The organism is Nonomuraea sp. NPDC049607 (assembly GCF_040675375.1).
Taxonomy (GTDB): domain Bacteria; phylum Actinomycetota; class Actinomycetes; order Streptosporangiales; family Streptosporangiaceae; genus Nonomuraea.
Genome location: NZ_JBFAOV010000002.1, coordinates 104,659 through 131,088, shown reverse-complemented (window position 1 = coordinate 131,088; position 26,430 = coordinate 104,659). Strand labels below are relative to the sequence as shown.

Below are 26,430 nucleotides of genomic sequence, written 5' to 3'. Positions count from 1 at the left end.
CCGGTCCCACTGGCGCTGGTCCTACTGGCGTTCGTCGCCTCGGGGCTCGCCCCACCAGGTCGGCCCGCCGTGGAACCGGCTCCCTCGGAACCGGCACCAGCGCCGGACGCGCCTTCGCTCGTCACGTCGGCGGTACCCGCACGGCCCGCTCCCGCACCGGCCGCACCGGCGCCCTCGGGGGCCGTCGAGCCGGGGTGTGCGGCCGTCTCCGGACCCGCCGTGCCTTCGCCGGACGCCTCGGGAGCCGGACTCTTGGCACCCCCGGAGGCGGGGGCCTGAGAGGGCTCCGCGGTCGGCATGGGCATGGTCCCAGCCGCCGCCGACCCCTTCGAGGCCGAAGCCGGACCACCCGACGCCGCCCCCTCCGGGGACGGGGCCGGTGCGTGCGGCGCCCTGGCGGTGAACGCGTTGGGCCCGGAAGTCTTCGGCTGCGCCTCCGCGCCACGCTCCGCGAACGCCTGCGGAGGCCCGGAAGAGGGCTCGTCAGCCGTGGGAGGGTGGCCGATGTGCACGTTCCCGGGGATGCGGAAGGCCGTCGTCGTGTCGGCGTTCACTTCGGCAGAGGAATCAGCCGAATCCGAATCCGAGGAGCCGGCGGCGTCCTCGTCGGACGTGCCCTCCTGGCCGCCGTCGAACGTCAGCCGCGGGATCACCCCCGTGGCCTCCGGATCGAAGGGTGCCTCTGTCTCCTCACCGGCGTCCTTGCGAACGTCGGAAGAGCCGGTTTTCCCCTTAGTCATGCCATCGCCGTCCCGTTGCCTCACGTTGACCATCATGCGGCCCCGGACGACCCCTGAGTGACAGTCGGCTGCCCAGTTTCACCAAAATTGAGTATTTTGCGTAGATTTCCGAAGATCAAAAGTGCTACCAGCAGCTCACTGAAGAGCAGTCCGTAGCCGACGGCGTTCACCCCGAAGCCGGGGAACAGCGCCACCGTGGACACCAGCACCAGCACCGCCAGCCCGATCTGCACCAGCGCCAGCGTGCGCGCGTGACTCTGTGCCCGCAGCGCGCTCAGGTACACCTCGATCAGCACCCGCGGCAGCACCGCCAGCGCCATCAGCCGCAGCAGCGTGGACCCCTCGTCGGCGAACTCGGCGCCGAAGACGGTCAGGATCAGCGGCGCCCCGATGATCGCGACCACGATGATCGGCGTCACGATCATGAAGCCGCGCCGCAGCGCCCGCCGGCAGTTCAGGGCCAGTTTGGAACGATCGAAGGACCCCTCGACCGTCAGCGACACCGCCATGTTCATGGCCAGCAGCTCGATCATGCTGGCCAGGGTGTGGGCCATCGAGAAGCGCCCGAACGTGGCCTCGCCCACCTTGGTCGCCACGACCACGGGCACCAGGTAGACGATCGCCAGGATCGACAGCGTCCCGGGGAAGTCACCGGCCAGGAACCGGCCGATCTGCCGCAGCCGGGGCGGTTCGTGGGCGGTGCCGAGGCTCTTGACGTGCCGGGGCACCACGACGCCGAAGATCAGCCAGTTGACCGGGATGAGCGCGAGCGCGGTCGGGATCATCCACGAGACGAAGATCCCGCCGTCGGGCAGCGCACTGGCCAGCGCGACCAGCAGGCCCATCTTGACCAGCCCGAACACCAGGTTGTTGACCGGCACCCAGGTGGCCTTGCGCAACCCGGTGAGCACGACGTCCTGGAGCGTGAAGACGGCCCACACCAGCACCGAGGCGAGGAAGAACAGCCCTGGCCCGAAGCCGGCCAGCACCGAGTACGTCTTCCCCCACAGCGGCAGCGTCAGCAGGAAGCCGAGCGCCGCGACCCCGCCCGTGGCGGCGGCCAGGCCGTAGCCGCGCAGGATGAGCTCGGGGGTACGCCGCCCGGCCACTGGCAGGAAGCGGGCCAGCGCGCCCACGAAGCCGAGCGCGGTCAGCGACGCGAACAGCCGCATGGCGGTGATCACCGCCTGGCCGCGCCCGAACTCCTCAGGGGTGTAGAAGTGCGCCGCCAGCAGCCAGTAGCCCATGCCGAGGGTGCCCGTGACGACCGTGTTGGCCATCAGGGCGTAACCCTGGCGGAAGAGCGGATTGCTGAGGTCGCGGAGGATCTTTTCCCGCAGGCTAGACATTTCCGCGCACCCGCTGCAGCCCGTACCTCGTCCGCCGGACGACCGCGTACCCCTTGGTGAGGATGCGTTCGCGCAGGTAGATGAGAGGTACGGCGTTGCCTTCGACGGCGCGTCTGAACATGCTGATGGTCGTCGGCTTGCCGACCGTCAGCCGGGGGATGGCGAGCATGTCGTGGCGGTCGGCCGCGATCGTGTTGCTCACGGCGCAGGCGGCGAAGTAGCCGGCCTTGCGCACCTCGTGGCGGACCCGGGCGCTGGAGTAGCCATAGGGGTAGGCCATGGTGGCGACCGGCGCGCCGATCTTCTCCTCCAGCAGGCCCTTGTTCCTGCGCAGCTCCTGCCGCAGTTCGTCGGTGCGGAGCTGGTCGAGCTGCGGGTGGCTGTGGCTGTGGCCGCCGATCTCGATGCCGTTCTGGGCGGCCTCGCGGGCCTGGCCCCACGACAGCATGTCGTCGAGTGGACGGCCCGCCGCGTCCTTGCCCGCGTCGGACACCCAGCCGCTGGTCAGGAAGACCGTGGCCGGGAAGTTGTAGCGGTCGAGCAGGGGCAGCGCCTGGCTGTGGAAGTCGGCGTAGCCGTCGTCGAAGGTCAGGACGATCGGCTTCTCCGGCACCGTACGGCCGTCGATCTTGTTCAGCGCGGCCACCAGGTCGCCCAGCGTGAGCGGGGTGAACCCGCTCTCCGACAGGTAGGCGAGCTGCTCGGCCAGGTCGGACGGCCGCACGGCGTGCGGGCGCGTGTCGTCGTTGGGGGTGTCGCTGACCGAGTGGTACATCAGGATCGGAATGCGGATCATGAGCGTGCCGCCTTCAGCCTTGCCGTGCCCACCACGTAACCCCAGGTCGTCCAGGCCAGGCCGACGACGATCGCCGCGGCCCTGCCGAGCCCGGACAGGTCGCCGCGCAGGGCGTCGCCCACCCCCCGAAGCGCGCCGAGCGGCAGCGTCTTCATGGCGTGGGCGCGCTCGCTGGCCAGCCCGTCCTGGGTGCCGACCTCCCGCGTGACCAGGGCCTTCGACAGGCCCTCCGCGTAGCACCTGGACCTGAAGTAGGCGAAGCCCTCGCGCTGCCTGGACACCTTGTGCCCGATGACCGCGCGGGGCTCGAACAACATCACCGAGCCCGGCTTGCGCTGGCTCAGCCTGATGCAGAACTCGGTCTCCTCGCAGCCCAGCGGGCGCGACTTGCGGCCCTGCACGCTGCGGCCGATGCCGCTGTGGAAGCCGCCGACCTCGGCGACGACCTCGCGCAGGAAGGCGGCGTTTCCGCCCATGACGTTGCGGATCGGCGCACGTACCGCGGGCATGCCGCGGTACGTGCACCCGACCGTCCAGTCGAACTCGTACGGGAACCAGCGGGGCCGGCGCTTGGACGCCCACAACGGGTCGGTACGCCCGCCCACGCCCACCACACCGGATTCCTGGAAGCCCTCCTCCAAAGCCTCCAGCCACCCCGCTTCGGCGACCGCGTCGTCGTCGAGAAACGCGACGATCTCACCGGTGGCCGTGGCCACGCCGGTGTTCTTGCCGCCGGACAACCCCTGCTCGTGCGTGTTCTCCACCACAATGGCCTGTGGATAGGTGCGCTTGAGCTTCAGGTGCAGGTCCGGATTGTGGTCGACCACCAGGATCAGCTCGTGTGCCGGGCGGCTCTGGTTCTCGACCGACTCGACTGCCTGCCTGATGTCCTCCCAGCGCTCTTCTGTGTAGACGCAGATGACAACAGACGTGTTCACAACGGTTCCTCTTACGCGACGCCTCGGTCAGCGGCGGGAGTGGCGGTGGGCTCAGGCTGAGGGGCGGAGGGCTGGCGGCGCCACTCCTTCAGGATCGTCTTGAGCACACGGAAGCCATCTCGTACGGCACGCAGGTTGCTCTCGCCATGAATGCGGTTGCGCTCGTGGCTGGGCACCTCGTGCACCTTCAGCCCGGCCTTGGCCGCGCGCACGTTCATCAGGGTCTCGACCTCGAAGCCATCGCAGTCGAGGTCGAGCACGTCGAGGTGACGCGCCCAGAACGCGTTGTAGCCGTAGCACAGGTCGGTGTAGCTGGTCTTGTACATCACGTTGACGATGCCGGTGAGGACCTTGTTGCCCAGGCGCCGGTTGAGCGTCAGGTCGTCGCTGCCGCCGCCGGCGGCGTAGCGCGAACCCTTGACGAAGTCGGCCCCGGTCACGAGGGCGCCCACGAACGAGATGATCTCGCGGCCGTCCGTCGAGCCGTCGGCGTCGATCATGACGATGATGTCGCTGGTGCACGCGGCGAAGCCGGCGGACAGGGCGTCGCCCTTGCCCTTGCCGGTCTGCGTGACGATTTTCACGTTGGGCCGCAGGCGCTTGGCGACCTCGACGGTGTCGTCGACGGAGTTGCCGTCGACGAGCACGATCTCGTCGACCCACTGGGGGATCGTCGCGAAGACGTGCGGGAGGTTCTCGGCCTCGTTCATCGCCGGTACGACCACGCTCACCGTCGGGGAAATGGCCAGGTGAGGGGTGACCGGCGTGAAGCTGGAAGGCGGAGGCATGGAACGCAAGGGCGACTTCTGGGCCTTGCCGTTGTGCTTGGTGATCTCGGGACTCATGGCGAGGGATATCCTTCCGGGACCCGGCCCTGCTCACCGCCCGGAGTCATCCCCGGGTGCTGCGGGAATGGCGGAGCCGTCGAGCGGTGCACTATGGGTCCTGTGGAGTGAGGGTGTGCTGGTGCCGGGGGGTGGTGCCAGGAGCGCTCAGCTCGCTCCCGTTGGTTCCTTGACTACATTGGGTGACTCCTGTTGCTGCTGCATCGAGGTGCGCACCCGACCAAAGCCCTTGAGGACGCGGTCGGCCGCCCTATAAAGAGACGGTCGATCCATCACGATTGTTCGAGCTTTGTTGAAAGGAGTTCGGCCCATCCAGTGGACGGCCGCTGTCGCGGACGGTCGTGAGATGCGGCCTTCGGCGACGTACAGGACCCCACTCTTGAGCCAGTCTTTGTACTCCTTGCCGCCCTTGCCCATGTCGACCATGTGCATCCCGTCGTTCGCGGCGGCCTCGGCCATCTGCAGGTGATGGACGATGCCGGGCGAGTACCGGGCGTACTCGGTGTCGTAGGCGGGGAACCACCCTACAAGGGTCGTGGCGGTACGGAGGCCGAAATGCCCAGCGACGGGCACGTCCCCGGCATAAAGCATGGTGAGGATGCCCGAGAAATCCGATGATTTCTCGGCATGCATCATGTCGATCAGTTCGACGATCCACGGCTGCGCGAACCGGTCGACCCGGCCGGTGCGCCGGTACTGGTCGGACTTCCAGGTCAGCAGCGTGCGCAGGACCTCGGGGTCGGTCGCGTTCCACTCGAAGCGCAGCCCGCCCTGCTCCCGGCCGAACTTGCGCTCCTTGTAGCGGACGGTCTTGAGGTTCTTGGGAGAGTTGACCTTGACCTGCTCCAGCCATGAGTCGAAGCCGGAGGTGAAGTCCATCACGGGGGCCGGGCGCACGTCGGCCTCGTACGGGGCGAACGTCGGCTGGCCGGCGACCAGGTGGTCGAAGTCGAAGACGCTGAGCTTGCAGGCGCGCAGCAGGTCCTTCGCGTCGAGCCGCAGGTCAGGCACGGCGATCAGGCCGTGGCAGGTGGTGAGGAAGCCGCCGAGCGGTTTCCCGATGCCGAAGCTGTGCCGTTCGTACGGGAAGAACCCGGCGATGCGGTTGCCGTCGGAGATGACCGCCACGCGCACGTAGTCGCGCAGCCGGTCCATCGCGACCGCGAACTCGACCGAAAGGAACGGGTTGTCCAGACTCGGGTCGGCCTTCTGGAGCTCGCGCCATCGGGCGCGTTCGGAGTCTCCGAGGTCTCTCGGGCGCACTACCTGGATGTTCACCTTGCCCTGGCCCCCTGTTCGGTCTGCATGTTCTTCCCCCGGTACAACACGCGAAGCACGTACATGAACCCTCCGAGCACGGCGACCGTCGCGACCCCGGCTCTGGGCGACCATGCGTTGAACAGCAGCATGGCTTCGGCGAGGAGCACGTTCAGGACGAGGCTGGCCGCGGCTCCTACTGATAGTGCGGCAAGCGGGTCACGATCGCGCAACAGTCCCACGACCGCCGCCCCCGGAACCACGAGAAGGAACAAGGAGATCAAGAACGGGCGCAGCGGGGTGTCGAGGTCGAACAAGGCGACCACGGCCCCCGCTATGCAGGCGAGTGCCAGCAGCCATGCCAGCGCTCTGCGGTGCTTGAGCATCTCCTGTTTCTCTCCTGCTCTTTCTGGTTAAGACATGATTGATCCACTTTCATGGGACCAATCCGGGTCCGGACACGTCAATGCCGACGCTTGGAGAGCCGCATAGGTTCACCGGCATGGCAAAGTTCTTCATGTGACTTCCGCCACGTGACATGGTGACTCCGGGTTTCCAGGCGTGTTCCCCAAGCTAACCAGAATGCCCTATGTGGCCTATGATGTTCGAGCCAGGGTCCTGTTTATCCCGTTATGTCCGTTCTAGCTGGGAGGCTGTTCGTCACCCTTGTGGTGCCGCGTCCACATTCGACGACTGGTCCTCGCTCGGCAGCTCGGACGGCTCGGGGGTGGCCGGCGGGTCGGACGGCGGGTCGGTCTGCGGGGCGCGGTCGGCGTTCCAGGCCAGCGAGCAGGTGGCGGCGCCGCCGTTCGAGGTGAACGCGACCCGGCCGCGGCCCGCGGCGCTCGGGTCCAGGACGGTCACCCAGATCGACACCGAGCGTCCCGCCTTGACCGAACCGCTGGCCGGGAACACGTCCAGGCCCTGTGACGCGGTCGCCGTCCAGGAGACCGCGGCGTTGCGGGCGCGCAGCCCGATCTTGGCGGCGCCGGCGATCGAGCCGGGGCACGACGTGCCGAGCCGGGCGACCGGCACCGGCCTGCGGCGGACCACCGTGGGCGCGGCCGGCCCGCGACTGGGCCGCCGGGCGGACGGCCGGGCCGTGGGCGTGGCGGCCGGGGACGTCTCCGGCCCGCCGTCGCTCGGCGTGGGCTCGGGCGTCAGGTCGTCGTCCGGCTCCGGCTCGGGGTCAGGCTCGGGTGTGACCGCCGGCTCGACGGAGGAGAGGGCGGGCGTGGGCGTCACGGTGAGCGCCGTCTGCGCGGTGTCGCCGCCGTTCAGCACGACCACCGCCCCGGTCGCGGCCAGCACGCACGCCCCGGCCAGCAGCACCGGCCCGAGACGGCGCGGACGGCGGCGGCGCGAGCGCCGCTCGGCCACCACCGGGAAGCCGGCCCTGTCGAAGCTGTCGCCGCGGTCGGTGATCAGCGTCCTGGTCTGGTCGCGTTCGGGATTGACGCAGGTGTCGATCACCCGGCGGCGCAGCGAGATCGGCGGGAACTCGACCGGCACCAGGTCGAGCAGCCGCGACGCCGAGATCTGCCGGTGCTTGCCCTCGGTGCACACCTCGCACCCGGCGATGTGCCCCGACAGCCGCCGCCGCAGCAACGGCGTGAGCGGCCCCTCCCACGAATCCACCATCGCCGACAGATCCGGGCAGTGCGCGCGGCCCGTCTTCGCCAGGACGACCGCCGCGGCGGCGTTCTCCAGCTGGTCGCGGGCCCGGCCGAGCCGCGTGGCGGCCTGACGGGAGGTCAGCCCCAGCACCGAGGCGACCTCGACCGGCGTCAGGCCGTGACGCACCGACAGCTCGACGATCTCGCGCTCGTTCCCGCTCAGCTCGGCCAGCGTCTCGCGGACCAGCTCGGCCAGCTCGGAGTCGGGCTGCCCGGCCGGGGGCGTCCGCGGCACGCCCCCGGCGGGCGTGCCGCGATGCGCCATCCTGGCCCGGACCTGGAACCTGGTCAGCGCGTACAGCCAGGGGCGCAGGCGGCCGGCCTCCTTCAGCCGCTCCACGCAACCCTGCGCGGTCACCAGGGCGTCGTGCACGGCGTCCGCGGCCGCCTCCCGGTCGCCGATCAGCGAGAAGGCGTAGTCGTGGAGCCGTTCGCCGTAGGAGTCGTACAGGTCGGCGGGGGCGTCGGTGTCGGCCCGTCGCAGGGCGTCGACCAGCTCTTGATCGTCGGCGCGGCCGACCGTCGGCCATCCAGGCACGGATTCCCCTCCCCGCGGGTGAACGGGCGCTCAAAGCACCCACGCGGGAGAGGACGCCGCCTCGATCGGCCAGGTTGACCGGCGCGGCCCCGGCCATGCCCAACAGGCATGACCTCGTGATGGTTGTGACGGGAGTGGCTCAGCCGTCGCAGCTGGGGGCGCAGAGCCGGCGTTCCATGCCCTGCAGGAAGAAGTCGCGGACCTGGAGCACGTCCTTGGCGATGTAGGCCTCGCCGCCGGTCGTCTTGGCCAGCGTGTCCATCTGCTTCCTGCCCGCCTCGGCCTCCGGGCCGAAGGCGATGAGCAGGATGCTGATCGGCCGCTTCGGGTTGTAGGTCTTCTTGAGGTACTGCAGGATCTGCGCGTTCGTGACGCCGCCGTCGGGGTCGTCGTTGCCGGCGCCGTCCGTGAGGATCAGCAGCGTGTTGATCTTGTCGTCCTGGTACGTCTTCGTCAGCTCGCCGTAGGCCGCCCTGATGGTGTCGTTCAGGCCGGTGTCGCCGGTGGCCTTGGCCTGGATCTGCCCGAACTGGGCGGCCAGCGCCTGCTTGCGGAGCACACCGTCCGTCGACTCGGCGAGCGGGCCGACCGAGACGAGTTCCTTCCAGTCCTTGCCCTGTCCGTCCATGTGCGTGGAGAACGTCCACAGGCCCAGCTCGGAGTCGGCGGGGAACAGACCCAGCCCCTCCATGGCGATCTTGTTGATGGCCTGCATCCGGGTCATGTTCGTGCCGGGCACGGGCAGCGCCATCGTGCCGGAGACGTCGAGCAGGGTGAGCAGGCGGGTGCCGAGGTTCAGCCGGGACCAGGTCTGCACCATCGAGGCCACGGCCTTGGCGTCGGGCTTGGGCAGCGCCTCCGGCTTGTCGGGGACGAACCCCTTCTCCTTCGACAGCGCGTCGCCGGCCTTGCCGTCGGCGCTGCGGAAGCCCGCGGCGCGCAGGGTCTTCTTGGCCGCGTCCGTGCCGAGGTCCTGCCTGAAGTCCGTGGCCGCCTTCTGGACCGCCGGGTCCTTGGTGAGGACCGTGATCGGGTAGTCGAGGCTGAGCGTGCCCTCCTTGGGATAGAGGGCGACCACCGGGGCCTCGGGCTTCTTGGCGTTGTGGGCGTAGACGGCCTGCTCGGTGGCGACGCCGACCGGCACCCTGCTGCCCGACTTCACCGTCAGGCTGGCCAGCAGCGCCGCCGGGTCGGAGGCGAGCTGGCCGGAGATCTCCTTCAGCGCGCCCACCAGCGCCTTGTCCTGCTTGGCCTCCTTGGCCGAGGTGGCGGCGGCCAGCAGTGCGGCCAGCCCGGCGGAGTTCTTCTGCGGGTCGAGCGCCAGCACCCGGACCTTCCTGCCCGGTCCGTCGGGGTTGGCGACGTTCGCCGCGGCGATCATGCCCGCCCAGCTCGGCGTGAGGCTGCCGGACAGCTTGGCCGCGGCGGACTTGGCGGTCGCCAGCACGACGGGCGAGACGGCGACCGAGCCGGCCGGCTCCGGCAGCGCCGAGCCCGCGGGGGAGTTGCGGACGTTGCCCACCAGCAGGCTGGAGTCGGCCACCCACACGTCCGCGGCGGACTTGCCGGCGGCCAGCCCGTTCGCGGTCTTGGCCGCCCCTTCCTTGGCCACGGTGACCTCGACGCACTTGCTGTCGATCGAATGCATGGCCTTGGTGTAGCTGGCGGCGATCTTGCTGAGCGCGGGGTGGATGTCGGGGGTGGCCACGACGCGCAGCGGCAGCTTGCCGGCCGAGCAGTCGTGCTCGCGGTTGAAGATCACGAACGCAGCGACGCCGAGGAGCACGGCCAGGGCGACGGCCCCGGCCAGCGGTACGAGCACTCTGCCACGCCCGCTGACGGACCGCCTGCGGGAGGGTGGTTCCTGGGCTCGGTAGCCGCCATCGAGCTCGTCTGTCCGGTGTCGCCCCACGATGTCCTCTTGGTGTCCTCTTAGGCGTTGAGACCTTCCGGAGACCCTAGCGGGAGTTGCTCCGCAATACTTCGGGAACGATACTCGGTGGACTCTGTGTGGCAAAACCGCTCTTTTGGTGCGCCTATTACGGAGAGTGGCGCTCAGTGGCAGCAGGCGTGACCGCGCCAGGCGCGCGCCCCCTCACGCACGGCGACCGCCGCGAGGGCCACCGCCATGGCCGGGTCCACCCACCACCAGCCCAGCGTGTTCAGCCACAGGCCGACCAGGACGCCGGCCGCCATGGCGGCGCAGATCAGGTTCTGGGTGCCCTCCCCGGACGTCGCCGCCGACGCCAGCCGCGCCCCCAGCCGCCGCTTGACCAGCCCCAGCGCCGGCATGCTGACCAGGCTGACCGTCGTGACCGCGATGCCGAGCACGGTCGGCGTGGCCCGGTGGCCGGCGTCGAGGTCATGCGCGACGTGCCCGACGAGGTAGGGCGCGAGCAGCCAGAAGCTCACCGCCACCGCGCGCCTGGCGGTGGTCTCGGCGTGCGGCGAGAGCGTGCGGGCGCCGGTGAAGCGCCACACCACGATCAGGCTCGCCCCCGCCTCGGCGAAGGCCGACAGCCCCCAGCCGATCAGCGCGACGGAGTGTGCCGACAGCCCGGCGGCCAGGCCGAGCGTGCTCTCCACGGCCAGCCAGGCGAGCGTGGCCACGGAGAGCGCACGCGCGGCGCGGGCGGCCCGCAGCCAGTCGGCCGTCGCGGCCGGATGCTCATGAATCCGCTGGTCAGACACCATGAACCCCCGAACTTCCGGCTATCCGGCCGTCGACAGCGTTACGTAACGTACCCATGACTCAGAGTGACTTTAAGGCCTGTGCGGCAAAGGATGTTCAAGATTCACCGGATAATGGCGGGCACCGTCCGGGGGAGGGGTCGTGCCGTTCACGCCGAGTCACATCGCCGCCGTGCTGCCGCTGGTGGCCTCCGAACGGGCGCGGCGGTTCGCCGATCCGTGGGCGCTCGCGCTGGGGGCGATGGTCCCCGACCTGCCGATCTTCCTGCCGTTCCTGCCCGTCTACGGGAACTGGCACTCCTGGCAGGGCGTGCTCACCCTCGACCTGGCCGCCGTGCTGCTGCTCCTGCCGCTGTTCCACCTCGTGCTGCGCGATCCGCTGATCTCGCTGCTGCCGCCGTCGCTCACCGGCCGGGCCGCGCTCCTGCGTCCGGTCCGGCTCAGAATCCTGCCGGTGGCGGCCGGTGGGGTGATCGGCGCGGCCACCCACGTGTTCTGGGACTCCTTCACCCACTCCTACGCCTCCGCCCGCTGGGGCGCCTGGCCGGACACCCTCGTCTACGGCACGACCAGGCTCTTCAGCGTGTTGCAGTACACCTCGTCGGCCGTCGGGCTGACCGTGGTCGTGTGGTGGGCGTGGCGCGCCCTGTCCAGGAGCGAGGAGGCCCACGTGCCGGGCCGCCTGCGGCTCGCCCCCGCCGCACGGTGGGTCGTGCTGGCCGCGTGCGCGCTCGGCATCGTCGCCGGCGCCCTGCTGTGGCCGCTGGTGGACGAGCCCAACCCCGCGCTGGGCTTCAGGAGCGTGGTCACCAAGACGGGCGCCGGCACCGTGGTCGGGCTCTCGGCCGTCCTGGTCTGCTACGCGGTCGTCTGGCAGGTCAGGCGGCGCATGGCAGTATCGGAAGGTGCCTGACTACGTGTTCGACGCCGACGACCCCCGAATCGCCGACTACACCCGGCTGCGGGACGTCGAGCTGCGCAAGAGCCTGGAGGCGGAGCGCGGCCTGTTCCTCGCCGAGGGGGAGAAGGTGATCAGGCGGGCCGTCGCCGCCGGCTACCCCATCCGCTCGGTCCTGACCACCCGGCGCTGGTACGAGTCGCTGTCCGACGTCATCGGCGACGCCACCGTCTACCAGGTGAGCGACGAGCTGATGACCGGCATCGCGGGCTTCCAGATCCACCGCGGCGCGCTGGCCTCCATGCAACGCCTGCCGCTGCCCACGGCCGCGACCCTGATCAAGGGCGCCCGCCGGCTGCTGGTCCTGGAGGACCTCGTCGACCACTCCAACGTCGGCGCGATCTTCCGCTGCGCCGCCGCGCTCGGCGTCGACGGCGTCCTGCTCTCGCCGCGCTGCGCCGACCCGCTCTACCGCCGGGCCGTCAAGGTCTCCATGGGCGCGGTCTTCTCGATCCCGTACGCCCGGCTCGACGACTGGTACACCGGCCTCGGCGAGCTGCGCGAGGCCGGGTTCCAGAGCCTGGCGCTGACCCCCGACCAGAGCGCGACCCCCATCGACCGGATCGCGATGGGCGACCGGGTGGCGCTCCTGCTCGGCGCCGAGGGCGACGGCCTGTCCTCCCACTGGCTGCACGAGGCCGACCACGCGGTGTGCATCCCCATGAGCCCGGCCGCGATGGACGCCGGCGTCGACTCGCTCAACGTGGTGGCCGCGGCGGCGATCGCCTGCCACGGGCTGATGCGCCCGGCCGGGCGCTGACCTCCCGGCGAGTGGGTCTGGTGGCGTCTCGACCAGCCGTGTAACCCTGTAATCATGCAGACCTTGTTCGAGCACGCCGGCGGCGAAGAGGGCTTACGCCGCTTCATCGAGATCTTCTACCGCAGCCTGCTGACGGACCCGCTGCTCCAGCCGCTGTTCGGTGAGGGCAAGGCGGGCCACGTGGACAACCTGACCGCCTTCACCGTCGAGACCTTCGGCGGCCCCGACACGTTCTCGGCGGAGATGGGCGGCTTCCCGCTGCTCATCGAGGCGCATCGCGGGCTGGCCATCGAGGAGGCCCAGCGGCTGCGGTTCGTCGAGCTGTACATGCGGGCCGCCGACGAGGCCGGGCTGCCCGGCGACGAGCCGTTCCGGGCCTCGCTCCGCTCGCACGTGGAGTTCGGCACGCAGGTCGCGCTCCAGAACTCCCACGCCGAGACCGACGACCAGCTCCATCCGCTGCGCGAGGTGCCGCGCTGGGACTGGGAGCAGCCGCCGCGATAGCCGGTTCAGGGGCGGTCGGTGTCCTCGGTGAGCCAGTCGGGGTAGGCGTCGATGTCGTGCAGCACCGGCTGGGAGTCGACGGCGCCGCCGTTCGCGACGATGTGCGCCTCCAGCGCGGCGGCCCGCTCCCGCGGGGTGATGAGCGTGAGCTGCCAGGAGTCCCCGGCCTCCGCGGCCGGGGCTTCCGCGATGTCGATCGAGGTGGCCAGCTCCGCGAGCAGGATCGTGTGCGCGAGCGCGGCGGCCTGCTCATGGCCCTCGATCGTCGTGCGGACTTCGATGAATTCCGCCATGATCTTCCTTATTGCGGAGGGGTAGATTCACCACCCTATCTGCGTGAATCGACCCTGGGGTCGGCTTCGGGGGGCGAAGTCCACCTGAGTGGTTTCAGTTCGCGATCAGCGGGTACCCACGGCCGGCCGCCTCAATCGCGAACCGACGGCCGTGATCGCGCTCCCGCCGGCCGGGCTGTTGCCTTTCGGGCCGGCGGAGGACCGTCACCCGCCCGGGATACGGCAAGATGTGAGCTGCCGATCACCGAGAGCGACCTACGGAGGTCCTGTGAAGCTGGCCTGGATCATCGCGGCCGCGGCCGCGGCGACCCCGTACGCGTCGGCGGCCTCCCCCCTGTGGGCCGCTCCCGACCAGCACGCCCTGACCTGCGCCGTCAGCTCACCCGACGGCCGGCCGCTGACCTTCAGCCCGCGCGTCGGCCTGACCGCGAGGCCGGTGTCGGTCCGCGGCAACCTCCAGCTCACCGGCTGCCTGTCGGGCGACGGCACGGCCCCCTACCTGCGCTCGGGCTGGGTCACCCTGAAGAGCGTCGGCCAGGCTTCGTGCGCGAGCGCCCGGCACGTCCACGGCGCCGTCCGCATCACCTGGTTCGGCCTCGACGGGCGGCCGGTCGGCACCTCGCAGGTGCGCGCGCGGGCCGACCGGCTGGCCACCCAGAGCCCGGCCGACAGCTTCCTGACCGGCACGGTCGCCTCGGGGCCGCTGTCCGGCGAGCACGTCCGCGGCTCGATCACGCCCGCCATGGGCATCCTGGCCTGCGCGACCGGGGGCCTGAGCACGCTGCCCGCGGCGGGCCGGCTCACGTTCGGCTGACCCTCGCGGGTCAACCGGCGGCCATCTGCTCGCCCGCGTAGTCCAGCAGTTGCGCGGCGGTGGTGAAGCGGCGCTCGTCCCCGTCGTGGAGCAGCGCCCCCACCACGAGCCTGCCGTTGCGCTCACCGGCGAACAGCAGGCAGTACTGCGCCGCGTTCGTGTAGCCGGTCTTCACGCCCAGCACGCCGTCCGACCGGTCGAGCAGCTTGTTGGAGTTGCGCCAGGTGTGCGCCCGGTGCAGGGCCGACTTGGCGACCTTGTGCACCTGGCTGCCCACCACCGCGCGGAAGGTCGGGTCGGTCAGCGCCCGCTGCGCCAGCGTGACCTGGTCCACGGCGGTCGAGTAGCCGCCGTTGGCCGGCGTGGGCAGCCCGTCGGGGTTGGTGTAGCGGGTGTCGGCGAGGCCGAGCGAGCGGGCGGCCCGGTTCATCTTGGCCACGAACGCCGTCTTGCCCGGCCCGTACTTCCTGGCCAGGGCGTTGGCGGCGTCGGCGCCCGAGGGGAGCATGAGGCCGTACAGCAGGTCCCTGGCCGTGAGGCGCTCGCCCTTGCGCAGGCCCGCCGTGGTCGCGCCGTTGCTGGTCGCGTGCTTCGTGTCGGCGGCGGTGACCGTGATCGCCTCGTTCAGGCGTCCCTCCCGCAGGACGACGTAGGCCGTCATCACCTTGACCAGGCTGGCGACCGGCACCCGCCGGGTCTCCCGCTTCCTGAAGTGGATCGTTCCGTCCGAGTCCACCACGTACGCCGCCCCGGCCTTCACCGCCGGGACGTCGGCGGCCCGTGCGGCGGACGCCGGGTAAGAGATCCCCACAAGCAACGCGAGTACGGCAGAGCCGATGAAACCCCCAATACGCATGCCAGACATGTTCGCAGGAGATCAAGGCTTGGTTTGCGAAACTCGGCCGTAAGTGGCGCCCAGTTGGGGGTAAATGCTTGATAGATCCGACATCTGCGGGGAGACGAGGCCGTGGCAGGCAGATTCATCATCAGTCAGGACGAGCGAGGCGCGTTCCGTTTCGCGCTCGTCGCGAACAACGGGCAGACGCTGGCCGTGGGCGAGGGCTATCCCAGCAAGGCCGCCTGCGTGAACGGCATCGAGACCGTACGCAGGAACGCTCCAGAGGCCGCCATCGACGACCAGACCCCGGCGGCGATCTAGGACGAGGCCAGCGCCTTACGCCGGCGGCGGACGAAGAACCACGCGACGCCGGCCGCGACCGCCGCGAGCAGCAGCAGCGCGCCGGCGGGCGAGCGGGCGGCCAGCTCCAGCCAGCCCCACACCAGCGCCGTGAGCCCGAACCACCAGATGGGCGCCCAGGTCAGGCAGCCGAGCGCGCTCGCCACCACGTACCAGGGATAGGACACCCGAAGCGCGCCCGCCACCCACGGCAGCGTGTGCCGCAGCATGGGCACCCAGAAGCAGCCGTAGACGGCCAGCGCGCCCCACTTCTCGACGACGCCCTCGATCCTGGCGATGCGCTCGCGGCCGAGCCGTACGCCGACCCGCGACTCGTAGAGCTTCTCGCCGAGCTTGCGGCCGACCCAGTAGTAGACCTGGAACGCGCCGAACAGCGCGAGGATGAGAACGGCCCCCACCAGCCAGTACGGCAGCCCGAACCAGAACGGCCGGGCGGGATCAGGGAGGGCGGCAGCCGCATGCCACATGAGCCCGCTCACCCCCACTCCAACGCCTTAGGTCAGCCTTACCTTAGTCAAGGAGAAGGCATTCCGCCACATCAGCTTGCAAGGGCACGGCACCGGCTGCAAGTAGGCGACAACCACCCCTCAACCCTCACGCCCTATACCTGAACTGAGCAAAAGGGGTGTTGATCATGTCGTCGAGAAGCGCGGTGGTCCTGGCAGGCGGTACCGCCAACGCGGTCAAGCTGTTCGTGGCGGCCTTGGCCTTCACCAGCGCCTACGTCGGCGTCTCCGCCTACAGCAGCGCCGGCTCGGACACCGGGCCCGCGCGGACCGTCACCCTCTCGGCCCGCGAGCTGCCCATCACCGCCCCGGCCCGGCAGAGCGCCCCCGCCAGGGCGGGCGAGATCGCCCTCAGCGCCCTGCCCGACGCCACCCCCGGCTGCGGCAAGTCGTTCCTGGCCCGCGGCCTGCTGGTCAACCCGCGGCCGGGCACGACGGTCCTGTACCGCTGGCGGCTGTCGCGCTGGAGCCCGGCGGCCAGGACGTGGCGCACCTACCTGGTGGACCACTCCGGGTTCGCCGCCGGCAGCCGGAACGTGGAATGGCAGCCGCAGATCACCGGCAACGCCGGGTGGTACCGGGTCGAGCTGATCGCCCGGCCCGGCGGGACCGTCATGAGCGAGCGTTTCCAGGTGAGCTGCTGACCGAGCGCCGCGCCGCCTCGACCCAGCGCGGCACGCCCACCCGCTGGGCCACCTCCAGCGCCTTCTCGTAGTGCGCGCGCGCCGCGTCGGGCTGGCCCAGCCGGATGGCCAGATCGCCGAGGGTCAGCGCCACCGGCCACAGCGCCACGACGCCCGTGCCCGCGCCGGCCACCCGGTCGGCGAACGGCTTGAGCTTGTCGTAGCAGTCGACCATGCGCTCGCGGTCGTCCAGCAGCATGCCCGCCAGGGCACGCCAGGTCATCACCAGCTCGTAGAGGAAGTCGGGCCGGACCGGCGGGCGCGTCGCGGCGACCGCCCTGGCGTCGTCGAGATGCCCGGCCGAGGCCAGCGCGAGCGCGTAGGCGTCGAGCGTCCACTTGGCGCCACGCTGGTGGGCCGCCGCCAGCAGGTCGACGGTCTGGGCCGCCCGGCCGTCGACCAGGTGCAGGCAGAACGCGGTGATCAGCGGGAGGTCCTGGCGGCCTTCGAGCATGCCGGCCCGCGCGGTCATCCGGGCGGCCTCGCGGTAGGTGCGTTCGGCGCCCGTGTAGTCGCCGGAGATCATCAGACGCTGGCCGGCGTACCAGACGACGACGGCCGCGGGGGCCGACAGGTCGTACTGCTTGGCCAGCCGGTCGGCGGCGGCGGCGTGCTGGTCGGCGGCCGCGAACTCGCCCCTGGCCGCCGCGCACTCCAGCAGCACCAGGTGGGCCAGGGCCTGCGTGGCCATCTGGCCCGAGCGCTGGGCGACCTCCAGCAGCTCCCTGCCGATGCCCTCGCGGGTGTCGACGGCCGGGATGTCGTAGGACTGGCGCAGCCGGCCGCTCAGCGCCGCCGCGATCAGCGTCGGGTCGCCGCTCTGCCTGGCCAGCTCCAGCGCCTCCAGCGAGGCCTGCCGCCCGCGCTCGGGCGAGGAGGAGCCCTCCAGCTCCAGCGCCAGCGTGGTGAGCAGGCTCGCCCGCAGGCGCTGCTCGCCCGCGGGCAGCTCGATGAGCGCCTTCTCGGTGACGTCGACGATCTCCCATGCGGTGCGGGTGAAGTCGCGCGCCATGCCCTTGTGCGGCACGGCCAGCGACGCCGCCACCTTCGCGGTGATCTCCAGGTCGCCGAGCGGCAGCGCGGCGTCCATGGCCTGGCGGCGCAGCAGCCTGGCGGCCGTCATGTCGCCGCACAGCGCCAGTGCCTTGATCTGGCGCAGCATCAGCCGTAGCCGCTCCTTGGCACGCTCCTGGCCGGGCTCGCGCCCCTTGTCCTCGGTACGGGGGCCGCCCCGGTCGAAGGCCGCGATGGCCTGCTCCCACAACGTGGCCGCCTCGCGGTGGGCGAAGCGCCGCTCGGCCTGCTCGGCCGCCAGGCCCGCGTAGTGGACGGCCTTCTCGGCCGCGTCGGCCAGGAAGTAGTGGTGGGCCAGCGCCGCCACGTCGGAGGACGTGCGCTGCTCGATCACCGCGGCGACGGCGGCGTGCAGCCGGGTGCGGCGCAGCCGGGAGGCGTCGGAGTAGATCGTGTCGCGCACCAGGTCGTGGTCGAAGCGCAGCAGCCCCGGCCCCGGCTCGGTCACCAGGCCGGCCAGCAGCGCGGCCTCGACCGCCTCGATCACCGCGTCTTCGTCGCCGGCGACCGTGACCAGCACGTCGAGGTCGACGTCGCGGCCGATGACCGCGGCCTGGAGCAGGATCTGCTGGGCCCCCGCGGGCAGCCGCGAGATGCGCCGCCGCAGCACGTCGCGCACGCCCGAGGGCACGCGAGAGAGCACCTGCGTGGCGCTGGCCCGGTCGGCCGCGCCTTCGGCGTCGAGCAGGCGCACGGTCTCGCGCACGAAGAACGGGTTGCCGCCGGTGCGCTCGACGATGGACTCGACCGCGTCCTCGTCGATCTCGCGGACGCAGGTGGCCTTGACCAGCTCGGCCACGGCCTTGGGGTCGAGACCGGACAGGCCCACGCGGACCGGTTCGAGACGGGCCAGGGCGGCCAGCACGTCGGACTGGCGGTCGTCGAGCTCGCTCTCCCGGCACGTCACGACGAGCAGGACGCGGCTGGTGGCCAGCAGGCTCGGCAGCGCGCGCAGCAGGGCCAGCGTCTGGTCGTCCGCCCAGTGGAGGTCTTCCAGCGTGAGCAGCACCGGCGCCCGGCGGGCCACGCCGGCGAGGTAGCCGCCGACCGCGCGGTGCAGGCGGAAGCCGCCGGAGACCTCGTCCTCGTCGGGGTCGGGGGCGGTGTCGTCGAGCAGGGGGGCGAGGAGCTGGGCGTATTCGCCGGCGCCGGTCGCGCCGATCAGCGAGCGCAGGATCTCCACCCAGGCCCAGCCCGGCGGGGTCGCGCTGGAGTCGGGGCAGGCGCCGGAGGCGGTGATCCAGCCGTCGGCGCCGAGCCTTCCGTCGAGCTGGCGCAGCAGCGTGGTCTTGCCCGCGCCGGCGACGCCGGTCACGATCGAGACCTGGAAGCGGCCGGTGCGCGAGGCGGCGGTGGTCAGCCTGGCCAGCTCGGCGTCGCGGCCGACGAACGGCTCGGGCTCCAGCGGCGGCGGCTCGACGTGGGCGGCGGCGGGCCGCGGCGGCCAGGTGTCGGTGACCGGGGCGGACCTGGCGGGCCGCGGCGGCGCGGCCAGCTCCAGCTCGGGGGACTGGGCCAGGATGTCGGACTCCAGCTTGCGCAGCGCGGGGCCCGGGTCGATGCCCAGCTCGTCGGCCAGCATGTTCCTGGCCCTGCGCAGCGCGGCCAGCGCGTCGCCCTGCCGGCCGCAGCGGTAGAGACCGAGCGCCAGCAGCCGCCAGCCCTCCTCGCGCAGCGGGTGTTCGGTGGTCAGCGCCTCCAGGTCGGGCACGGTCTCGGCGTGCAGGCCCAGCCGCAGGCCGGTGTCGGCGTGCCGCTCGCGGGCCACCAGGCGCAGCTCGGCCAGCCGGTTGACCTCGGCCTCGGCCCAGGGCTGGTCGGCGAAGTCGGAGTAGGGGGTGCCGCGCCACAGGCCGAGCGCCTTCTCCAGGCGGCCGCGGGCGGACTGCGGGTCGCCCTCTTCGAGGTGTTCGCCCGCCGCCCTGACCAGTTGCTCGAAACGCAGCGCGTCGACCTGCTCGGCGGCCACGCGCAGGGCGTAGCCGGAGGCGACGGTCACCAGCAGACGGTTGGGGCCGCCGCGCGGACGGCCCGGTTCGAGCACTCTGCGCAGGCGGGAGATGTAGACCTGGAGACCCGACTGGGCGCCCTTGGCGGCGTCGTCGTCCCACAGATCGTAAAGAAGCGTGTCAACCGGCACGACCTGACCTCTGGCCACGAGAAGTCGGGCGAGGACGGCCCGCTGCCGCAACCCGCCGAGGTCGAGTTCGTCGTCGTGTTCGTACGCCTCGACTGGCCCCAGAACCCGGAACGCCACCATGTCAGCCGCCACGCTATGCGGGCTTCCGAACGGCGCACAAGGTGTTTGATGGCTTTGGGATTGTCACTGGGGGGCCTTCGAGATCGCGGACGGGGGCTCCGCGGCGGCGTTCCGGCCGTTGCGCCTGCGCAGGAGCGCCCACGCGCCCAGTGCGAGGCCGCCGAACGGGATCTCGATAGTGTAAGTCCAGAAGCCGAAAAGTAGTGCTGTCGCGACGGCCGGAGTGCCCGGCACCCCGAACGTGATCAGCAACGCGGCGACCCCGCTCTCCATGATCCCGGCCCCGCTGGGCGTGATCACGGCGCTGGTGAGCACGCGGGACAGCGCGAAGACCGCGATCGACTGGGCCAGGCCCGGCCAGGCGCCGGTGGCCCACATGCAGGCCGCCATGATGGCCCACTGGAAGCCCAGGAAGAACACCATGCCGAGCGACAGGCCGAGCGCGCGCGTACGGACGATCTCCGCGGTGTCGGCGCGCAGCCGGTGGAAGGCCTCGGAGGCGTGCACCTTCAGGCGCAGCAGCCGGGTGAGGCCGTCGAGCGCCCGGCCGAGCACGGCGGCGGCGCGGTCCCAGTAGAGGGCGACGGCCACGATCACGCAGAGCGCCAGGATGGAGATCGCGCCCGTCCAGCCCGCCTTGACGAACGCCGGGTCGAGCACCTCGCCCGCCATGAGCAGCGCGATGATGCCCACAGCCGGCAGGATGAACCTGAACAAGGTGTTCCAGATGCCGCTGACCAGCGTCATCACCACGATGGGCCGGTTGGCGAAGCCCCAGCCCCTGGTCATGGCGAACGACAGCGCCACCCCGACCGCGCCGCCGAACGGCAGCAGGTTGCTGACCGCGCTGCCCGCCGCGTTGAGTGTGAGGCCCTGGAGGTTGGTCAGCCCCGGCAGCGAGTTGGTCAGCACGAACGTGTACGCCAGCAGGCTCAGCAGCCACAGGGCCGTCATCAGGACGATCTGGCCGGCGCCGAGCGCCCCGAAGACCTCGCCGATCGCGTGCCAGGAGACCGGCTTGCCGGTGAGCGTGCGCACGATCTGCGGCAGGTAGACCACGAGCAGCACGGCCAGCCCGAGCGACAGGACGGACAGGGCGATCTGGAGCGGCTTGTTCTTCATCGCCCACCAGTCTGACGGGTCGCCGGAGCCGGCACGTCACCCTCAGGTGCTACTTCGGCCATCGGTCGAAGGGGTGAGTGAGACGAGCGCCGGGGGGCAGGTCGCGGCGGACGAACCACTCGGTGCCGAAGACCAGGCGGTAGAGCGGGCCGGGGACCTTCAGCATGACGGCGAGGGTGCGGTCGCTGTCGCCGCCGCTGGCCTGGGAGGCGTGCGCGGCCATGGAGGCGCGCTTCTGCCGGGCGTACCGGCGGACGTTGACCCGGTGGGTGATCGTGTCGCTCGCCGAGTACGCGCTCTCGAACGTGCGCACGTCGAACTCCGGCGGGAACTTGTACACCCGGCCCGCCATGCGCAGCAGCCGTACCAGCGGGTCGCGGTTGACCGTCGCCTCCAGGACGATCTCCGTGCCCGCGATCTGCGCCGCCCGCTTGCCCACCCGGTGGACCTGCACGTGGTCGGGGTGCCCGTAGCCGCCGGCCGGGTCGTAGATCGACAGCAGGTCGGCCTTCTCCTCCTCCAGGATCGCCGCCAGCGCCCTGGCGGCGGCCTCCGTGTCGGCGTCGATGAAGGCGTTGTCGGGCCGCTCGTCGGCGACGCCGCCCTTGGGGCTGAGCCCGGAATCGCCGTAGCCCAGGCACTCGACGCGGGCGCAGCCGAGCAGCGCGGCCGACTCGTAGAGCTCCTTGAGCCTGGTCTCGCGCAGCTCCTCGCCGGGGCCGATCTCGGCCAGGCCGCGTTCGCCGGCCGTCGCGACCACGAGCACCACGCGGTGGCCCTCGGCCGCGAGCATCGCCATGGTGCCCGCCGTGAGCAAAGCCTCGTCGTCGGGATGGGCGTGGAAGAAGACCGCGGTACGTGGAGGCACACGCCCAGATTAGTCTGGGAGGGGTGCGGATCTTTCACGTGAGTGACTGTTACCTGCCGAGACTCGGGGGGATCGAGGTCCAGGTGGCCGACCTCGTGCGCGCTCAGCGCGAGGCCGGGCACGACGTGCTCGTGGCCACGGCGACCAGGGGCGAGGCGTTGCCGGGGGTGCGCAGGGTCGTCGCCAGGATGCCGTTCGACCTGCCGGTCCATCCGTTCGGAGTGGGGCATCTCACTCGGGGCATCTCCGTCGTCCGGCCGGACGTGGTGCACGTGCACACCGGAGCGGTCTCGCCGTTCGCCTGGATGGGGGTGCGGGCGGCGCGGCGGGCGGGGGTGCCGTGCGTGGTGACCGTGCACAGCATGTGGGACCCGGTCACGCGGGGGCTCTACCGGCTGCTGCGGCTGGCGTTCGGCTGGCAGCGCTGGGGGCTGGTGGCCACCACGGTGAGCACGGCGGCGGCGGCGCCGATCAGGGCGGTGGCGGGGGCCGGCGTGCCGGTGCGGGTGGTCTCCAACGGCCTCGACCTGACGGGCTGGGCGCCCTCCCCGGGCGTGCCCGCCGCGCGGGCGGAGGTGCACGTGGTCGCCGTCGGCCGGCTCGCGCCGCGCAAGCAGCCCGTACGGCTGCTCAGGCTGCTGCTGGCCGCGCGGGAGCGGGTGCCCGCCGAGATCCCGATGCGCGCCACGATCGTGGGCGACGGGCCCGCCCGCGCCCGCATGGAACGGTTCCTGGTCAAGCACGGCATGACCGGCTGGGTGTCGCTGCCGGGCCGCTACACGCGGGAGCAGATCGCCAAGGTGCTCGACTCGGCCGACGTCTTCGTGGCCCCGGCGGCCAGGGAGTCGTTCGGCATCGCGGCGCTGGAGGCGCGGGCGGCCGGCGTGCCGGTGGTGGCCAGGGCCCAGAGCGGCGTCGCCGACTTCGTCAAGGACGGCACCGAGGGGCTGCTCGGCCGCACGCTGGGCGACCTGGCCGGGGCGGTGGCGCGGCTGTGCTCCGACGCGGGGCTGCGCAGGGAGATCGCCGCCCACAACCGGTCGACGCCGCCCGTCGCGGGCTCGTGGGCCGGGGTGCTGGAGGGGTTCGACCGGGCCTACGAGCAGGCGATCGCGCGTTAGGCCAGGCCGCCCCTGCGCAGCGTGTACTCGCGCGAGGCGAAGTCGCCGCCCTGCGGGACGCCCTCGGTGAAGAAGGCGTCCGGCGTGCCGGTCACGCGGGCGGCGTACGACTCGGCGTCGTCCTCGGGCTCGTAGCCGAGTTCGGGGGAGAGCAGCCAGAAGCGGCGGGTGTTGGCCGAGACGGCGTAGGCGGCCAGGAAGCGCAGGCCGGGCGTGGTGACGGCGGCGTGGACGAACCCGGCGCAGTCGCGGGGGCTCAGCCAGGTCGCCAGGTGGCGGACGTCCTGAGGCTCGGCCTCCAGGCTGCCGATGCGCAGGCAGACCACCTCAAGGCCGAACTTGTCGGCGTACAGGCGGCCGAGGGCCTCCACGGCGGCCTTGCTGACGCCGTACAGGCCGTCGGGGCGCGGCGGCAGGTCGGGGGAGATCGTCGCGGTGGCCGGGTACATGCCGGTCAGGCGGTTGCTACTGGCCAGGACCACGCGTGGCACGCCGGCCAGCCGGGCCGCCTCCAGCACGCGGTGGGTGGTCAGCACGTTGCCGTCGAGCAGGTCGGGCAGGGGCGCCTCGTCCGGCACGCCGGCCAGGTGCACGATCGCGTCGGCGCCCTTGACCAGCGCCACGGTCGCGGCCAGGTCCGACAGGTCGGTGCGGACGGCCTCCTCGCCCGGCCCGGCCTCCATGAGCTCCCTGTCGACCAGGATCAGCCTGGTGGCGGACTGGCGGAGCCGCTCGCGTACGGCGCCGCCCACCATGCCGGCGGCGCCGGTGAGCACGATCATTCCCATGCCGACATTCTGCGGCATCGGCCGGTACGGTCAGTTCCGCCGGAGGACGACGTACCCGTCGCGTTCGTACACCTTCGTGTAGCCCTCGGTCTGGAGCTGCTCGACCCGGTTGCGCTGGTCGTCGGCCGAGCCGAACGGGAACTCCCAGCGGGCGGTGTCGGCCACGATCCACGGGGCGCCGCGCGGGGCCGCGCTCCACAGCAGGACGGTGGTGCGCGAGCTCAGCGCCGGGCCGACGGAGTTGACCGCCTCGACCGTCACCCCCGAGGGCACCCTGCTCACCGCCTCGGCCGCGGCGGCGGCCTTGTCCTCCTTGTAGAAGGCGGGATGGTAGAGCTGGTCGAGCGCGAACCTGGGCACCAGGGTGAGGGCGACGGCGCAGGCCGCGGCGGCCCAGGCCAGCTTGAGCCCCTGCCGATCGGCGCGGCCGGTCCAGCGCAGCAGCCTGGCCAGGCCGTCCACGCCGGCGCAGAAGAGGATCAGCACGGTGAACGCGCTGTACTGGAAGTCGGCCTGCCACCACTGCGGACGGTCGGACAGCAGGCGTTCGAGCACGTGCGGCAGCGCCGCCAGCGACAGCGGCGACAGCAGGCACAGCAACAGCGTCGGCCAGACCAGCAGGAACAGCGTGTCGACCTTGGCCTCGTCGCTGAAGGGCAGCAGCAGGGCGGCGAGCGGGTCGCGCAACATCGCGAGCAGCGCGCCGGGCGCGTCGGGGCCGAGGTGGCCGTAGGCCCAGAAGTCCTTGCTGTCACCGCCGAACGAGGTGATCAGCAGGCCGCGGACGAGCACGACGGCCCCCGCGCCGAGCAGCGCGGCCACGACGCCGCGCAGGCGGTCGCCGACGGCGAACAGGTACAGCCCCGCCCCGATCACCAGGAGCCCCATGTCCTCCTTGACGAGCAGGAGCCCGAGCATCGCCAGGAACGCCGGCAGCACGCGCCCGGCGTGGTAACGCTCGATCATGATCGCGGTGAGCAGCGGGACGAACATCACCTCGTGCGCGTCGAACGCGACGGCCTGCGCGATCGGCCACGACAGCGCGTACGCCACGGCGACCAGATAGGCGGGCCCGACCCCGAGCACGCGCCGGGTGAACAGCCACAGGAACGGGATCGCGCCCGCGAACAGCAGCGCCTGGGCCACGATGAGCGTCTCGGGCCCGTCGTGCACCCAGTAGAACGGCGCGAGCAGCGCGTAGATGGGCGAGAAGTGGTCGGCGAGCTGGAGGTAGTCCGTGCCGCGCTCGTGGAAGACGCCGAGCACCGGCACGTACGGCGGCCGGAACCGGGCGTAGTTGCGCACGGCCTGATCCACGATCACCAGGTCGAACGTGGTCGCGCGGAAGGTGGCCAGCTTGACCAGGCCGAGAACGGCGTACGCCACCGCGGCGAGCAGCGCGAGGGCGCCGACCCGCACACGGTGGCGGAAGAGCACTCTGGCGGGGAGTGCGGTGTCTGCCTGCGGCCGTGCGATCACCGTTTCGTCCGTCACGGCAGCAAGCGTAAAGGGGCCATCCGGTCCTGTCCGTTCCCCATTCCGACGGACCGGATGACGCGGTCACCGCGCCGGCCTGCCCCCCGCAGGCGGTGCGGCGACCGCGGGCCGATCAGGAGCAGGCAGCGGTGATCTTGGTGGTGAAGCCGCTCATCTTGCCGCTGAACTCGGTCGCCTTGCTGAGGTCGCCGCTCTCCAGGCTCTCGAAGCCGGAGGCGAAGTCGTTCAGGGCGGCCGCGACGTCGCCGTCGTACTTGCCGGCGAGCTCCTTGGTCTTGGCGGCGGCGGCCTTGGAGGCGTCGCCGATCGCCGCGGTGTCCGTGGCGTTCTTCGTGATGGCGCCGCTCCACTCAGTGGTGATCTTCGAAAGCTCGTTGACGGCGCTGTTGCAGTCAACGGCCTGGCCGACGGCACCGCAGGCGGTGGACAGAACGGCAAGGGAGATCGTCGCGACCGCGAGGGCGAGTCGGCGAGGGGGAGTCATTTTTGGTGCCCTTCGTTGGTTTTCCGTACGAGGAGGACATTAGCGATCTCTGCTTGATCGCCGCTTGCACGCCGCTAACATTCCGGCCGTCAGATGCGCGTAAAGCCGCGCAGCAGCACCTCGACGACCTCCGCCGGGCCGGGCATGGGCAGGTCGAGCATGCCTCGGTAGGTCACCAGGCCCGCGAACAGGTCCGTCAGCAGCCACAGGTCGGCGTCCGGGGGCAGCTCGCCGCGGTCGATCGCGCGCTCGTAGACGATCCACGAACGTTCCATGCGGGTGCGCATGCCGGTGCGGATGATGTCGGCCACGGCGGGGTCGCGGCCGGTCTCGCCGTACATCTGCCTGGTCAGGCGGGCGACGCCGGGCTGCCGCCACAGGGCGAGGGTGTCGGCGACCACCACGCGCAGGTCGCCTTCGAGCGAGCCGGTGTCGGGGACGGCGACGTGCGTGTCCATGAGGCCGCCGAGCGATTCGAGCAGCATGTCGCGTTTGGTGGCGTAGCGACGGAACACGCTCGCCCGGCCCACGCCTGCCGCGTGGGCGACGTCGTCCATGGTGAAGTCCAGACCGTGGGAGAGCAGCAGCTCGGTGGCGGCCTGCCTGATGCGGTGATGGACCGTGGGGTCGGGCTTGCGGCCACGCGCGGACATTGTGATACTCCAAGTAT

Annotated in this window: 26 protein-coding genes; 7 read left to right on the top strand and 19 right to left on the bottom strand. The window is 71.4% G+C overall.

The window, feature by feature from the left end:
* Positions 1 to 772: 772 nt before the first annotated feature.
* From AB0J97_RS04810 to AB0J97_RS04770, 9 genes are all read right to left on the bottom strand, one after another.
* On the bottom strand, positions 773 to 2,089 hold the full coding sequence (locus AB0J97_RS04810) for a hypothetical protein (protein WP_364084541.1): 1,317 nt from the start codon (positions 2,087 to 2,089) through the stop codon (positions 773 to 775).
* Positions 2,082 to 2,885, bottom strand: coding sequence for a polysaccharide deacetylase family protein (locus AB0J97_RS04805; protein ID WP_357699276.1), 804 nt, complete (start codon positions 2,883 to 2,885; stop codon positions 2,082 to 2,084). The genes AB0J97_RS04810 and AB0J97_RS04805 overlap by 8 nt, the downstream gene beginning before the upstream one ends.
* A complete protein-coding gene (locus tag AB0J97_RS04800; protein ID WP_357699278.1) occupies positions 2,882 to 3,823 on the bottom strand; it encodes a glycosyltransferase family 2 protein in 942 nt (313 codons plus the stop codon). The genes AB0J97_RS04805 and AB0J97_RS04800 overlap by 4 nt, the downstream gene beginning before the upstream one ends.
* An 11-nt stretch (positions 3,824 to 3,834) precedes the next feature.
* Positions 3,835 to 4,668 carry a glycosyltransferase family 2 protein gene (locus AB0J97_RS04795; RefSeq protein ID WP_357699280.1) on the bottom strand — a complete coding sequence of 278 codons (834 nt, stop codon included), beginning with the start codon at positions 4,666 to 4,668 and terminating at the stop codon, positions 3,835 to 3,837.
* Between the two features lie 147 nt (positions 4,669 to 4,815).
* On the bottom strand, positions 4,816 to 5,931 hold the full coding sequence (locus AB0J97_RS04790; RefSeq protein ID WP_364084536.1) for a GNAT family N-acetyltransferase: 1,116 nt from the start codon (positions 5,929 to 5,931) through the stop codon (positions 4,816 to 4,818).
* An 11-nt stretch (positions 5,932 to 5,942) separates the two neighbouring features.
* Entirely contained in the window at positions 5,943 to 6,311 is a 369-nt protein-coding gene (locus tag AB0J97_RS04785; protein ID WP_357699284.1) for a hypothetical protein, read from the bottom strand.
* A 274-nt stretch (positions 6,312 to 6,585) separates the two neighbouring features.
* Positions 6,586 to 8,139, bottom strand: a complete 1,554-nt coding sequence (locus AB0J97_RS04780; RefSeq protein WP_364084533.1) for a sigma-70 family RNA polymerase sigma factor — start codon at positions 8,137 to 8,139, stop codon at positions 6,586 to 6,588.
* Between the two features lie 139 nt (positions 8,140 to 8,278).
* Positions 8,279 to 9,961, bottom strand: a complete 1,683-nt coding sequence (locus AB0J97_RS04775) for a substrate-binding and VWA domain-containing protein (protein WP_364084530.1) — start codon at positions 9,959 to 9,961, stop codon at positions 8,279 to 8,281.
* Positions 9,962 to 10,194: 233 nt separating this feature from the next.
* The gene (locus tag AB0J97_RS04770; RefSeq protein WP_364084527.1) at positions 10,195 to 10,833 is read right to left on the bottom strand and encodes a hypothetical protein; all 639 of its coding nucleotides are present in this window, start codon (positions 10,831 to 10,833) and stop codon (positions 10,195 to 10,197) included.
* A 139-nt stretch (positions 10,834 to 10,972) separates the two neighbouring features.
* On the opposite strand from AB0J97_RS04770, the gene AB0J97_RS04765 reads away from it, so the two are divergent.
* From AB0J97_RS04765 to AB0J97_RS04755, 3 genes are read left to right on the top strand one after another with little or no spacing between them, the layout of a single operon-like run.
* The gene (locus AB0J97_RS04765; RefSeq protein WP_364084524.1) at positions 10,973 to 11,743 is read left to right on the top strand and encodes a DUF4184 family protein; all 771 of its coding nucleotides are present in this window, start codon (positions 10,973 to 10,975) and stop codon (positions 11,741 to 11,743) included.
* On the top strand, positions 11,736 to 12,548 hold the full coding sequence (locus AB0J97_RS04760) for an RNA methyltransferase (protein WP_364084521.1): 813 nt from the start codon (positions 11,736 to 11,738) through the stop codon (positions 12,546 to 12,548). Before AB0J97_RS04765 ends, AB0J97_RS04760 begins: the two co-directional genes overlap by 8 nt.
* Positions 12,549 to 12,602: 54 nt before the next feature.
* Complete coding sequence (locus AB0J97_RS04755; RefSeq protein ID WP_357699295.1) at positions 12,603 to 13,052, top strand: group II truncated hemoglobin; 450 nt, start codon at positions 12,603 to 12,605, stop codon at positions 13,050 to 13,052.
* 5 nt (positions 13,053 to 13,057) lie between these two features.
* Here AB0J97_RS04755 and AB0J97_RS04750 read toward each other — a convergent pair whose 3' ends face one another.
* Positions 13,058 to 13,345, bottom strand: a complete 288-nt coding sequence (locus tag AB0J97_RS04750) for a hypothetical protein (protein ID WP_364084518.1) — start codon at positions 13,343 to 13,345, stop codon at positions 13,058 to 13,060.
* A 268-nt stretch (positions 13,346 to 13,613) separates the two neighbouring features.
* Between AB0J97_RS04750 and AB0J97_RS04745 the strand changes: the two genes are divergently transcribed.
* The gene (locus AB0J97_RS04745; protein WP_364084515.1) at positions 13,614 to 14,159 is read left to right on the top strand and encodes a hypothetical protein; all 546 of its coding nucleotides are present in this window, start codon (positions 13,614 to 13,616) and stop codon (positions 14,157 to 14,159) included.
* 10 nt (positions 14,160 to 14,169) lie between these two features.
* Here the strand turns inward: AB0J97_RS04745 and AB0J97_RS04740 are convergent, their stop codons facing one another.
* Positions 14,170 to 14,970 carry a serine hydrolase gene (locus AB0J97_RS04740; protein ID WP_364084512.1) on the bottom strand — a complete coding sequence of 267 codons (801 nt, stop codon included), beginning with the start codon at positions 14,968 to 14,970 and terminating at the stop codon, positions 14,170 to 14,172.
* A gap of 156 nt (positions 14,971 to 15,126) precedes the next feature.
* Here AB0J97_RS04740 and AB0J97_RS04735 point away from each other — a divergent pair, with 156 nt between their 5' ends.
* Positions 15,127 to 15,318 (top strand): DUF1508 domain-containing protein, encoded by a 192-nt coding sequence (locus AB0J97_RS04735; RefSeq protein ID WP_357699303.1) that lies wholly within the window; start codon positions 15,127 to 15,129, stop codon positions 15,316 to 15,318.
* Here the strand turns inward: AB0J97_RS04735 and AB0J97_RS04730 are convergent.
* The gene (locus tag AB0J97_RS04730) at positions 15,315 to 15,836 is read right to left on the bottom strand and encodes a VTT domain-containing protein (RefSeq protein WP_364084508.1); all 522 of its coding nucleotides are present in this window, start codon (positions 15,834 to 15,836) and stop codon (positions 15,315 to 15,317) included. The two genes, AB0J97_RS04735 and AB0J97_RS04730, sit on opposite strands and share 4 nt — an antisense overlap.
* A gap of 155 nt (positions 15,837 to 15,991) precedes the next feature.
* On the opposite strand from AB0J97_RS04730, the gene AB0J97_RS04725 reads away from it, so the two are divergent.
* On the top strand, positions 15,992 to 16,507 hold the full coding sequence (locus AB0J97_RS04725; RefSeq protein WP_364084505.1) for a hypothetical protein: 516 nt from the start codon (positions 15,992 to 15,994) through the stop codon (positions 16,505 to 16,507).
* On the opposite strand, the gene AB0J97_RS04720 is transcribed toward AB0J97_RS04725, so the two are convergent.
* From AB0J97_RS04720 to AB0J97_RS04710, 3 genes are all read right to left on the bottom strand, one after another.
* Positions 16,476 to 19,880, bottom strand: coding sequence for a BTAD domain-containing putative transcriptional regulator (locus AB0J97_RS04720; RefSeq protein ID WP_364084503.1), 3,405 nt, complete (start codon positions 19,878 to 19,880; stop codon positions 16,476 to 16,478). The two genes, AB0J97_RS04725 and AB0J97_RS04720, sit on opposite strands and share 32 nt — an antisense overlap.
* Positions 19,881 to 19,943: 63 nt before the next feature.
* The gene (locus AB0J97_RS04715) at positions 19,944 to 21,002 is read right to left on the bottom strand and encodes a lysylphosphatidylglycerol synthase domain-containing protein (RefSeq protein WP_357699311.1); all 1,059 of its coding nucleotides are present in this window, start codon (positions 21,000 to 21,002) and stop codon (positions 19,944 to 19,946) included.
* A 49-nt stretch (positions 21,003 to 21,051) separates the two neighbouring features.
* On the bottom strand, positions 21,052 to 21,870 hold the full coding sequence (locus AB0J97_RS04710) for a PIG-L family deacetylase (RefSeq protein ID WP_357699313.1): 819 nt from the start codon (positions 21,868 to 21,870) through the stop codon (positions 21,052 to 21,054).
* Between the two features lie 38 nt (positions 21,871 to 21,908).
* On the opposite strand from AB0J97_RS04710, the gene AB0J97_RS04705 reads away from it, so the two are divergent.
* Complete coding sequence (locus tag AB0J97_RS04705) at positions 21,909 to 22,991, top strand: glycosyltransferase (RefSeq protein WP_364084500.1); 1,083 nt, start codon at positions 21,909 to 21,911, stop codon at positions 22,989 to 22,991.
* On the opposite strand, the gene AB0J97_RS04700 is transcribed toward AB0J97_RS04705, so the two are convergent.
* The 4 genes from AB0J97_RS04700 to AB0J97_RS04685 all read right to left on the bottom strand — a co-directional run bounded on the left by AB0J97_RS04700 (position 22,988) and on the right by AB0J97_RS04685 (position 26,413).
* The gene (locus AB0J97_RS04700) at positions 22,988 to 23,779 is read right to left on the bottom strand and encodes an NAD(P)-dependent oxidoreductase (RefSeq protein WP_364084497.1); all 792 of its coding nucleotides are present in this window, start codon (positions 23,777 to 23,779) and stop codon (positions 22,988 to 22,990) included. The two genes, AB0J97_RS04705 and AB0J97_RS04700, sit on opposite strands and share 4 nt — an antisense overlap.
* Before the next feature lie 30 nt (positions 23,780 to 23,809).
* Positions 23,810 to 25,273: a DUF2079 domain-containing protein gene (locus AB0J97_RS04695; RefSeq protein ID WP_357699318.1), complete on the bottom strand. Its 1,464-nt coding sequence runs from the start codon at positions 25,271 to 25,273 to the stop codon at positions 23,810 to 23,812.
* 115 nt (positions 25,274 to 25,388) lie between these two features.
* Complete coding sequence (locus AB0J97_RS04690) at positions 25,389 to 25,760, bottom strand: hypothetical protein (RefSeq protein WP_357699320.1); 372 nt, start codon at positions 25,758 to 25,760, stop codon at positions 25,389 to 25,391.
* 89 nt (positions 25,761 to 25,849) lie between these two features.
* On the bottom strand, positions 25,850 to 26,413 hold the full coding sequence (locus AB0J97_RS04685) for a TetR/AcrR family transcriptional regulator (RefSeq protein ID WP_357699322.1): 564 nt from the start codon (positions 26,411 to 26,413) through the stop codon (positions 25,850 to 25,852).
* Positions 26,414 to 26,430 lie beyond the last annotated feature (17 nt).